An 11,298-nucleotide genomic window follows, 5' to 3' on the forward strand; every position below is an offset into this window, starting at 1 on the left:
AAGATGTCTATAAGAGACAGACCCTGCCCCGCGACGCCGACGGCCGGACCGAGTGGTGGGGCGGCCGCCAGCACTTCTCCCACTCCAGCGCCACCTACCGGCACTACGCCGCCGCCATCACCGAGGACCTGGCCGCCCGCTACGCCGGCCATCCCGCCCTCACCCTGTGGCACATCAACAACGAGTACTGCACCACCGACCACGGCGACGAGGCCGCCGCCGCCTTCCGCCGCTGGCTGCGCACCCGGTACGGCAGCCTCGACGCCCTCAACACCGCCTGGGGCACCGCCTTCTGGAGCCAGGGCTACGACACCTGGGACGGCATCCTGCCCCCGCGCCGCGCCCACTACCTGAACAACCCCGCCCAGGTGCTCGACTTCCGGCGCTTCACCTCCGACATGCTCCTGGAGTGCTACATCGCCGAACGCGACATCGTCGCCCGGCACACCCCGCACATCCCCGTCACCACCAACTTCATGCCGCTGTGGATCGGCCAGGACGGCTGGCGCTGGGCCGGGCAGGAGGACGTCGTCTCCGTCGACCTCTACCCCGACCCAGGCGACCCCCTCGGCGCCCAGCACGGCGCCCTGGTCCAGGACCTGACCCGGTCCCAGGCGAACGGCCCCTGGATGCTGATGGAACAGGCGGCGGGCGCGGTCAGCTGGCGCCGGGTGAACCGTCCCAAGCCGCGCGGACTCAACCGGCTGTGGTCGCTCCAGGCCGTGGCCCGCGGCGCGGACGCCGTCTGCTACTTCCAGTGGCGCCAGTCCCGGCAGGGCGCGGAGAAGTACCACTCCGCCATGCTCGGCCACGCCGGCGAGGAAGGCAGGTCCCACCAGGAGATCAGACAGCTCGGCGCCGAACTCGCCCTGATCGGCGCCGAGGTGGCGGGCCGCCACAGCCGTGCCGAGGTGGCCGTTCTGCACGACTGGAACGCCTGGTGGGCGGGCGTCCAGGAGGGCCGCCCCTCCGCCGAGGTCGACCCGGCCGCCGTCCTCGGCGCCTGGCACCGGGCCCTGTGGGAGGCCAACGTCGCCACCGACTTCGCCCACCCCGAGCACGACCTGACCGGCTACGCCCTGGTCGTCGTACCCCAGCTCCACCTCCTCACCGACGCGGCGATCGACAACCTCCTCGCCTACGTCGACGGCGGCGGCACCCTCGTCGCCGGGTTCCTGACCGGCGTCGCCGACGAGGACGACCGGGTGCGCCCCGGCGGCATGGACGCCCGGCTGCGCACCCTGTTCGGCATCCGCGTCCTGCACGAGTGGTGGCCGCTCGACGCGGGGGAGACCGTCGCGTGCGACGGCTTCCTGGGCACGCTGTGGTCGGAGGAGATCGAGGCGGCCGACGACGTCAGCGAGACGGTCCCCTACCAGGGCGGCGAACTCGACGGAATGCCCGCGGTCCTGCGCCGCGGCCGCGCCTGGTACGTCTCGACGCTGCCCGAGCCGGACGCGCTGCGCGGTCTGCTCAGTGTCGTCGCCGACGACGCCGGGGTCCGGCCGGTGCTGGCCGGACTGCCCGCCGGGGTCGAGGCCGTGCGCCGCGGCGAGCTGCTGTTCCTGCTCCACCACGGGCGCGACCCGGTCACCGTCGACGTCCCGGGCACCCAACGGGACCTGCTGACCGGGGAGACGGTCACCGGCCGGCTCACCCTCGGCCGCTACGGAGCGGCGGTGCTCAAGCCATGACGTCCGGTCCCGTCCACGGCACCTGGGAGCGCGCCCCGGCCGCCCGCTGGGAGGACGCCTTCCTGAGCGGCAACGGCCACCACGGCGCACTCGTGTTCGGCGACCCGAACGTCGACCGTGTCGTCGTCACCCATCACGCCCTGGTCCGCCCCAACGGCGGCGAACACGCCAGGCCCCCCGAACTGGCCGCCGAACTGCCCGCACTCCAGGCCCGGTTGCTGGCCGGCGACCTCACGGCCGCCGAGAGCTTCACCGACGGACGGCCCCTGCAATGGGTGCAGCCGTTCCACCCCGCCTTCCACACCGAACTGCGCGCCTCCGGCGACCCCCGCCCCCGTCCCCGGACCCGCGGCCGGGCGGCATCGGACCCGTACCGCCGTGCCGTCGACTTCGCCACCGGCGAGGCGACTGCCCACGCCGACGGCCGGACCAGCCGTGTCTTCGTCTCCCGCGCGGACGACGTGATCGTCCAGTACGTCACCGCCCCGGACCTCACCCAGGACGTCTCCCTCGACCACCGGCTGCCCGGCGCGCCCGCGGGCCTGGCCGTCGGCCACGGCGCCGTCCGCACCCCCGAGGGCGCCCTGCTCACCCTGCGCGTCCGCTACCCCGGCAGCGACCGCGCCTACACCGGGCTGACCCTGGTGGCCGTCGAGGGCGGCCGCACCACCCTCACCCCGCCGGGCGTCCGCATCGAGGGCGCCGCCTCGGTGCTGCTGCTGACCCGGGTACGGCGGCACACCGGCGAGCCGGACACCGCCGAGGAGGCCGGCGCCCTGCGCGCCCTGCTCACCGCACAGCCCTACCCGGACCTGCTGGCCCGCCACCTCGCCCACCATCGCACCGCCTACCGCCGTGTCACCCTCGACCTGCGCGCCGACCCGGCCGACCGCGCCCTGCCGGGCTCAGCACTGCTGCGGCAGCCCGGAAACCCGGCCCTCCTGGAACGGCTCTTCGCGGCCGGCCGCTACCACCTGCTGTCCGCGTCCGGCCTGCTGCCGCCCCGCCTCACCGGCCTGTGGACCGGCGACTGGGACACCGCCTGGTCCGGAGCCCTCACCACCGACGCCAACCTCAACCTCCAGACCGCCTCCGCCGTCCCCGCCGACCTGCCCGAGGTCACCGAGGCGCAGGCAGCCCTGGTGCAACGGCAGCTGCCGGACTGGCGCGAGAACGCCCGCGCGGTCTTCGGCGCCCGGGGCGTCGTGGCGCCCGCGCACACCGACGGCGAGTCCGGGCTCTCGTACCACTTCAGCCGCGAGTACCCGCTGCACCTGTGGACCGCCGGAGCGGACTGGCTGCTCAAGCCGCTCGTCGACCACGACGAGAGCCAAGGCACCCGTGACCCGCGCACCGCCGCCGCACTCGCCGAGACCGCCCTGTTCTACGAGGACTTCCTCACCCGCACCGACGACGGGGGCCGACTCGTCGTAGTGCCGTCCTACTCACCGGAGAACCGGCCCGCGGGCGGGAGCTGGGGCGCTCTCGACGCGGCCATGGACCTCTCCGCCGCACGGCACGCCCTGCTGACCGCGGCCGCCTACCACCCCGAACACGCCGACCGGCTGCACGCCCTCGCCGGCCGGCTGCCCGCGCACCGGGTCAACGCCGACGGCGCGCTCGCCGAATGGGCCCGCCCCGGACTCGACGACACTTACGACCACCGCCACCTCAGCCATCTGTACGGCGTCTGGCCGCTCGACGAGATCAACCCCTACGACACCCCGGACCTGGCCGCCGCCGCCCACCGCGCCCTGGCCCTGCGCGGCACCGAGAACGACTCGGCGCACGGCCGCCTGCACCACGCGCTGATCGCCGCCCGGCTGCGGGACGCCGACCGGGTCGCGCACGCGCTCGCCGACGTGCTCGGCGGCGACTACTTCCACGACTCCCTGATGAGCGCCCACTACCCCGCCCGCAACGTCTACAACGCCGACGCCGCGCACACCCTGCCCGCGGTGCTGATCGAGATGCTCGTGCAGTCCACCCCCGACCGGCTGGTGCTGCTGCCCGCGCTCCCGGCCGACCGTCCGGCGGGCGAACTGCGCGGCGTGCGCACCCGGTTCGGCGCCGGACTCGACCTGACCTGGAGCCCCGAGGGCGCCACGGCCGTGCTGCGGCCGACCCGCACCCGGCGCGTCGAACTCAGGACTTCCGGCGGCGCGCGGCCGCTCGACCTCGTCGCCGGAGAAGAGCACGTCCTCACCCTGAGGACGTGGTGACCCCACGCACCTCCCCCCACCCATGGAAGGGACACCATGGCAATACGCACGCCCGTCCGGGCCGTCATGGCCCTGCTCGCCCCCGCCCTCGCGCTCGGCGCCACCGTCGGCCTCGCCGCGGCGCCCGCCTCCGCCGCCGTCTGGTCCTCCTGCGACCAGTGGGGCAGCACCACCCTGAACGGCTACACGCTCTACAACGACATCTGGGGCTCCGGCGCCGGCAGCCAGTGCATCTGGGCCAACTCCGGCACCAACTGGGGCGTCTGGGCCAACCACCCCAACACCGGGGGCATCAAGGCCTACCCCAACTCCAAGAAGGTGATCAACAAGTCGATCACCTCGCTCACCTCGCTGACCAGCAGCTACAACGTCACCGTCCCGTCGTCCGGCGCGTACAACACGTCGTACGACATCTGGGACACCGACTACGACTACGAGATCATGCTCTGGGTCAACAAGACCGGCGCCGTCGGACCGCTCGGCACCTCGCAGGGCAACCTGACGCTCGGCGGCCACACCTGGACCGTCTACAAGGGCAACAACGGCGCCAACGACGTCTTCTCGTTCGTGCGCACCTCGAACTCGTCCTCGGGAACCGTCAACATCCTGCCGATCCTCAAGTGGATCAAGGACACCAAGGGCTGGTTCGGCAACGAGACGATCGGTGACGTGCAGTTCGGCTTCGAGATCACCTCGTCCTCCGGCGGCCTGGACTTCGCCGCCAACAGCCTCACCGTCAGCGGCAGCTGACCGCGGTGCCGGGCCGGCCTCCCCGGGCGGTCCGGCACCCCGGGGCAGTCTCAGGACGCGGCGGGCGCCGGCCCCGAGCTCGCCCTGACCGTCAGCTCGGGCGCGAGCAGGACCACTTCACCGGCCGCCCGCCCCTCGAGCGTCGCGATCAGGCGCTCCACGGCGTACCGGCCCATGTCGGGAGCGGGGATGCCCACGGACGTCAGCCGCACCGAGGCCTGGACGGCGACCTGGTCCGGGCAGATCGCGACCACCGAGACGTCCTCGGGCACGGCACGGCCCTGCTGGCGCAGCAGGGCGAGCAGCGGCTCGACGGCCGACTCGTTCTGCACGACGAACCCCGTGGTGCCCGGACGTTCGTCGAGGATGCGGGCCAGGGTCACGGCCATCGCGTCGTACCCGCCCTCGCACGGCCGGTGCAGCACCCGCAGGCCCAGCTCCCGGGCCCGGACGCGCAGTCCGTCGAGCGTGCGCTCGGCGAAACCGGTGTGCCGCTCGTACACCGCGGGAGCCTCGCCGATGACGGCGATGTCGTGATGCCCCAGCTTCGCCAGATGCTCCACGCACAGCGCTCCGGTCGCGCTCCAGTCCAGGTCGACGCAGGTCAGTCCGGTGGTGTCGGCGGGCAGCCCGATCAGGACGGACGGCTGGCCGGAGCCGCGCAGCAGCGGCAGCCGCTCGTCGTCGAGCTGGACGTCCATGAGGATCATCGCGTCGGCGAGCCCGCTGCCGGTCACGCGGCGGACGGCGTCGGGTCCCTCCTCGCCGGTGAGGAGCAGGACGTCGTACCCGTGCATGCGGGCCGTGGTGGCCACGGCGATGGCGATCTCCATCATCACCGGCACATACATGTCGGTGCGCAGCGGGACCATCAGCGCGATGATGTTCGACCTGCTGCTGGCCAGGGCGCGGGCACCGGCGTTGGGGTGGTAGCCGAGTTCCCGGATGCTCTGCTCGACCCGCAGCCGGGTGGTCGCGGAGATGGACCGCTTGCCGCTGAGGACATAGCTCACCGTGCTCGCCGAGACTCCGGCGTGCTGGGCGACCTCGGCGAGGGTGACCATCCAGCTCTCCAAGCTTTTGAAGCGCTTCGACAGTGCGCGTGACGAGTAAGGGAAGGGTGAGGGTGGTTCGACAGTAGCTTCAGCGGGGATGGGTGTCCATAGGTTGTCGAAGCGCTTCGACTGCTTTTCCTGTGACATCGACCCCCGCGCGAGCCCGTCCGGCGACGGCCGTCCCCGCGGGCCGCGCCGACCCTGAAGCAGGAAGGTTCTCACGGCCGCGGCGGTCACCCGCACGGGGGAGCGGCGGAGGGCGGGCCCGACATCCACTGAACGGCGCACGAGGGCTGGTGGGCGGGTCCGGATTCGGGTACCAACGATCCAGTAGCACCGGTCGGTAGCGAACGTTCCCCAAGATCCCTATTCGCGGCGAGGTGAGCCTCATGACCGCACCAACCAGCAAACCCACTGTCACTGAGCGTGAGGCACGTCAGGTGGCGGAGGCCGCCCGGGAACAGGACTGGCGCAAGCCCAGCTTCGCCAAGGAACTGTTCCTGGGCCGCTTCCGGCTCGACCTCATCCATCCCCACCCCCTGCCCGCCGACGAGGACGCGCAACGCGGCGAGGAGTTCCTGGCCAAGCTCCGCGACTTCTGCGAGACCCGCATCGACTCGGCCCGCATCGAGCGCGACGCACGGATCCCGGACGAGGTGATCGACGGGCTCAAGGAGCTCGGCGCCCTCGGCATGAAGATCGATACCAAGTACGGCGGCCTCGGCCTCACCCAGGTCTACTACAACAAGGCCCTCGCCCTGGTCGGCTCGGCGAACCCGGCGATCGGCGCGCTGCTCTCCGCGCACCAGTCGATCGGCGTGCCGCAGCCGCTGAAGCTCTTCGGCACCCAGGAGCAGAAGGACACCTTCCTGCCGCGGTGCGCCCGCACCGACATCTCCGCCTTCCTGCTGACCGAACCCGACGTCGGCTCCGACCCCGCCCGGCTGGCCACGACCGCGGTCCCGGACGGCGACGACTACATCCTCGACGGCGTGAAGCTCTGGACGACCAACGGCGTGGTCGCCGACCTCCTCGTGGTGATGGCCCGGGTGCCCAAGTCCGAGGGGCACAAGGGCGGTATCACCGCCTTCGTCGTGGAGGCCGCCTCGGAGGGCGTCACCGTCGAGAACCGCAACGCCTTCATGGGCCTGCGCGGCCTGGAGAACGGGGTCACCCGACTGCACCGGGTGCGCGTCCCGGCCGCCCACCGCATCGGCCCCGAGGGCGCCGGCCTCAAGATCGCACTGACCACGCTGAACACCGGACGGCTCTCCCTGCCTGCCATGTGCGTGGGCGCGGGCAAATGGTGTCTGAAGATCGCCCGCGAGTGGTCGGGCGTACGCGAGCAGTGGGGCAAGCCGGTCGCGCACCACGAGGCCGTGGGCTCCAAGATCAGCTTCATCGCGGCCACGACCTTCGCCCTGGAGGCCGTCGTCGACCTCTCTTCCCAGATGGCGGACGAGGACCGCAACGACATCCGCATCGAGGCCGCCCTCGCCAAGCTGTACGGCTCCGAGATGTCCTGGCTCATGGCCGACGAACTGGTCCAGATCCGCGGCGGCCGGGGCTTCGAGACCGCCGCCTCGCTGGCGGCCCGCGGCGAACGCCCCGTCCCCGCCGAGCAGATGCTGCGCGACCTGCGCATCAACCGGATCTTCGAGGGCTCGACGGAGATCATGCACCTGCTGATCGCGCGCGAGGCGGTCGACGCGCACCTGTCGGTCGCGGGCGACCTGATCGACCCGGAGAAGTCCCTGTCCGACAAGGCGAAGGCCGGGGCGAACGCGGGCGTCTTCTACGCCAAGTGGCTCCCGAAACTGGTCGCGGGACCCGGCCAGCTCCCCGCCTCCTACAACCAGTTCAAACGCGAGGTCGACCTCTCCGGCCATCTGCGCTACGTCGAACGGCACGCCCGCAAGCTGGCCCGCTCCACGTTCTACGCCATGTCCCGCTGGCAGGGCCGGATGGAGACCAAGCAGGGCTTCCTGGGCAGGATCGTCGACATCGGCGCGGAGCTGTTCGCGATGAGCGCCGCCTGCGTCCGCGCCGAGCTGCTGCGCAGCCAGGGCGACCACGGCCGCGAGGCCTACCAGCTGGCCGACGCCTTCTGCCGCCAGTCCCGCATCCGGGTCGAGGAACTCTTCGGCCGGCTGTGGACCAACACCGACGACATCGACCGCAAGGTCGTCAAGGGCGTCCTCGCGGGCACCTACGAATGGCTGGAGCAGGGCATCGTCGACCCCTCGGGAGACGGCCCCTGGATCGCCGACGCCACACCCGGGCCGAGCGAACGGGAGAACGTCCACCGCCCCATCCGCTGACCGGAGTCCGCCGCACCCGGCCCGGCGCCAGGTGCGACGGGCATGGGCCCGGGCGCCCCCGGGGATCCCCAGGGATCCCGGGGGCGCTGGGGCATTCGGAGCCGTCCGCGTCCCCGGGACGCCCGGGACCTCGGAGTCGTGCGGGTTCCGGAGATGTCCGGGAGTCGGAGTCGTGCGGGTTCCGGGGGCGCCCGGGGACTCGGAGCCGTCCGCGTCGCCGCGACGAGGACGCGCTGTCGGTCGCGGCCGCGGACCGGGCCACAATGGAGCAATGACCGAAAGCCCCGCCGGCCGCGTGAGTCCGGCCCCGCTCGCCGACCCGCACCTCGTCTTCGACCCCGTCGCGGGGGACGGCCCCAAGGACGTGGTGATCCTCGGCTCCACCGGCTCGATCGGCACCCAGGCCATCGACCTCGTCCTGCGCAACCCGGACCGCTTCCGCGTCACCGCCCTGTCCGCCGCGGGCGGCAGGGTCGAGCTGCTCGCCGAGCAGGCCCACCGGCTGCGGGTGCACACGGTGGCCGTGGCCCGCGAGGACGCCGTACCCGCGCTGCGCGAGGCGCTCGCCGCCCGGTACGGGGCGGGCGAGCCGCTCCCCGAGATCCTCGCCGGCCCGGACGCGGCCACGCAGGTCGCCGCCTCCGACTGCCACACCGTCCTCAACGGCATCACCGGATCCATCGGCCTCGCGCCGACCCTCGCCGCCCTGGAGGCCGGCCGCACCCTCGCGCTGGCCAACAAGGAGTCGCTCATCGTCGGCGGCCCGCTGGTCAAGGCGCTCGCCAAGCCCGGACAGATCATCCCGGTGGACTCCGAGCACGCGGCCCTCTTCCAGGCCCTGGCGGCCGGCACCCGGGCCGATGTACGCAAGCTCGTCGTCACCGCCTCCGGCGGCCCCTTCCGCGGCCGGACCAAGGCGGAACTGGCGAACGTCACCGTCCAGGACGCCCTCGCCCACCCCACCTGGGCGATGGGCCCGGTGATCACGGTCAACTCGGCGACCCTCGTCAACAAGGGGCTCGAAGTCATCGAGGCGCACCTGCTCTACGACATTCCCTTCGACCGCATTGAGGTCGTCGTGCATCCCCAGTCGTATGTTCACTCGATGGTCGAGTTCACGGACGGATCCACCCTGGCCCAGGCGACGCCCCCCGACATGGGAGGGCCGATCGCCATCGGTCTGGGCTGGCCCGAACGGGTACCGGACGCGGCCCCCGCCTTCGACTGGAGCAAGGCTTCGACCTGGGAGTTCTTCCCGCTCGACGGTGAGGCCTTCCCCTCCGTGGGGCTCGCCCGGCATGTCGGGCAGCTCGCGGGCACGGCTCCGGCAGTGTTCAATGCGGCGAACGAGGAGTGCGTCGAAGCGTTCCTGAACGGCGCGCTGCCGTTCAACGGGATCATGGAGACGGTGACACGGGTGGTCGAGGAGCACGGCACGCCGCGCAAGGGAACCTCACTGACCGTGTCCGACGTTCTCGAAGCGGAGGCCTGGGCGCGAGCCAGGGCCGGGGAACTGACAGCACAGACGACGACGGCGACCGCGGAGGCGCGTGCATGACGACCCTGATGATGATCCTCGGCATAGTCGTGTTCGCGGTCGGCCTGCTGGTCTCGATCGCCTGGCACGAGCTGGGGCATCTCTCCACGGCCAAGCTCTTCGGGATCCGCGTGCCGCAGTACATGGTCGGCTTCGGCCCGACCATCTGGTCGCGGAAGAAGGGCGAGACCGAGTACGGCGTCAAGGCCGTCCCGTTCGGCGGCTACATCCGCATGATCGGCATGTTCCCGCCGGGTGAGGACGGCCGGATCTCGGCCCGCTCCACCTCGCCCTGGCGCGGCATGATCGAGGACGCCCGCTCCGCCGCCTTCGAGGAGCTCGAACCGGGGGACGAGACCCGCCTCTTCTACACGCGCAAGCCGTGGAAGAGGGTCATCGTGATGTTCGCGGGTCCCTTCATGAACCTGGTCCTGGCGGTGGCGCTGTTCCTCACGGTGCTGATGGGCTTCGGCATCACCCAGCAGACCAACCTGGTCAGCTCGGTCTCGCCGTGCGTCATCGCGCAGAGCCAGAACCGTGACACCTGCAAGGACACCGACGCGCCCTCCCCGGCCGCGGCGGCGGGCCTCAAGGCCGGCGACAAGATCGTCTCCTTCGACGGGGTGAAGACGGACGACTGGAACCAGCTCTCCGACCTCATCCGCGCCACCCCCGGCAAGGACGTGCCGATCATCGTCGAGCGCAAGGGCCAGGAAGTCTCCCTGCACGCGAAGATCGCCACGAACCAGGTCGCCAAGAAGGACTCCAGCGGTCAGATCGTCGAGGGCCAGTACGTCACCGCGGGCTTCCTCGGCTTCAGCGCCGCCACCGGCGTCGTACGCCTGGACCTCGGCGAGTCCGTGACCTGGATGGGCGACCGGCTCGGCGAGGCCGTCGACTCCATCGCGAGCCTGCCGGGCAAGATCCCGGCCCTGTGGAACGCGGCCTTCGACGGCGCCCCGCGCGCCGCCGACTCCCCGATGGGCGTGGTCGGCGCGGCCCGCGTCGGCGGTGAGATCTTCACCCTCGACATCCCGCCGACCCAGCAGCTCGCGATGGCCCTGATGTTGGTCGCGGGCTTCAACCTCTCGCTGTTCCTGTTCAACATGCTCCCGCTGCTCCCGCTCGACGGCGGGCACATCGCGGGCGCGCTGTGGGAGTCGCTGCGCCGCCAGGCGGCGAAGGTGCTGCGCCGGCCGGACCCGGGTCCGTTCGACGTGGCGAAGCTGATGCCGGTGGCCTACGTGGTGGCCGGGATCTTCGTCTGCTTCACGATTCTCGTCCTGATCGCCGACGTGGTTAACCCCGTCAAAATTTCCTAGTCATGCGGCGTTCGTGACGGCCGGGAGCCCTTGGCTCCCGGCCGTCATTCGTTATGCGGGTTTGACGGGCGCGATGTGCCCGGGCTGGGGCAGGTGTCGTAATCTCGAAGCCCGGAGCCCGCTGAGCACGGGACCAGACCTTGATCCACGACTTGGGGTTGCACAGCAGATGACTGCGATTTCTCTCGGCATGCCGTCCGTTCCGACCAGGCTCGCCGAGCGCCGCAAGAGCCGGCAGATCCAGGTCGGGTCCGTCGCGGTGGGCGGGGACGCGCCGGTGTCGGTGCAGTCGATGACGACGACGCGGACGTCGGACATCGGGGCGACGTTGCAGCAGATCGCGGAGCTGACGGCGTCGGGCTGTCAGATCGTGCGGGTGGCGTGTCCGACGCAGGAC

At 71.7% G+C, this 11,298-nt stretch carries 8 protein-coding genes; 7 read left to right on the top strand and 1 reads right to left on the bottom strand.

The genetic code is table 11. The features are described from left to right. The 3 genes from FNH09_RS40290 to FNH09_RS40300 all read left to right on the top strand — a co-directional run. Window positions 1-1,694 (top strand): beta-galactosidase (locus FNH09_RS40290; RefSeq protein ID WP_152894830.1); only part of this gene is annotated, 1,694 nt, incomplete at its 5' end. Next, the gene (locus FNH09_RS40295) at window positions 1,691-3,916 is read left to right on the top strand and encodes a glycosyl hydrolase family 95 catalytic domain-containing protein (protein ID WP_152894831.1); all 2,226 of its coding nucleotides are present in this window, start codon (window positions 1,691-1,693) and stop codon (window positions 3,914-3,916) included. The genes FNH09_RS40290 and FNH09_RS40295, both read left to right, overlap by 4 nt. Window positions 3,917-3,952: 36 nt before the next feature. Then, window positions 3,953-4,666, top strand: a complete 714-nt coding sequence (locus FNH09_RS40300; RefSeq protein ID WP_152894832.1) for a glycoside hydrolase family 12 protein — start codon at window positions 3,953-3,955, stop codon at window positions 4,664-4,666. Between the two features lie 50 nt (window positions 4,667-4,716). Here the strand turns inward: FNH09_RS40300 and FNH09_RS40305 are convergent, their stop codons facing one another. Further along, window positions 4,717-5,730, bottom strand: coding sequence for a LacI family DNA-binding transcriptional regulator (locus tag FNH09_RS40305; protein WP_152894833.1), 1,014 nt, complete (start codon window positions 5,728-5,730; stop codon window positions 4,717-4,719). A 380-nt stretch (window positions 5,731-6,110) separates the two neighbouring features. Between FNH09_RS40305 and FNH09_RS40310 the strand changes: the two genes are divergently transcribed. The 4 genes from FNH09_RS40310 to FNH09_RS40325 form a co-directional block, all read left to right on the top strand. Continuing rightward, complete coding sequence (locus FNH09_RS40310; protein ID WP_152894834.1) at window positions 6,111-8,042, top strand: acyl-CoA dehydrogenase family protein; 1,932 nt, start codon at window positions 6,111-6,113, stop codon at window positions 8,040-8,042. 271 nt (window positions 8,043-8,313) lie between these two features. After that, window positions 8,314-9,600: a 1-deoxy-D-xylulose-5-phosphate reductoisomerase gene (dxr, locus tag FNH09_RS40315; protein WP_152894835.1), complete on the top strand. Its 1,287-nt coding sequence runs from the start codon at window positions 8,314-8,316 to the stop codon at window positions 9,598-9,600. Between the two features lie 8 nt (window positions 9,601-9,608). Beyond that, window positions 9,609-10,901: a M50 family metallopeptidase gene (locus tag FNH09_RS40320; protein WP_202919861.1), complete on the top strand. Its 1,293-nt coding sequence runs from the start codon at window positions 9,609-9,611 to the stop codon at window positions 10,899-10,901. A gap of 169 nt (window positions 10,902-11,070) precedes the next feature. Next, window positions 11,071-11,298: flavodoxin-dependent (E)-4-hydroxy-3-methylbut-2-enyl-diphosphate synthase (locus FNH09_RS40325; RefSeq protein WP_162469822.1), on the top strand; the 228-nt coding region annotated here is incomplete at its 3' end.

Origin of the sequence: Streptomyces adustus (assembly GCF_009377175.1) — a bacterium.
Classification (GTDB): domain Bacteria; phylum Actinomycetota; class Actinomycetes; order Streptomycetales; family Streptomycetaceae; genus Streptomyces; species Streptomyces adustus.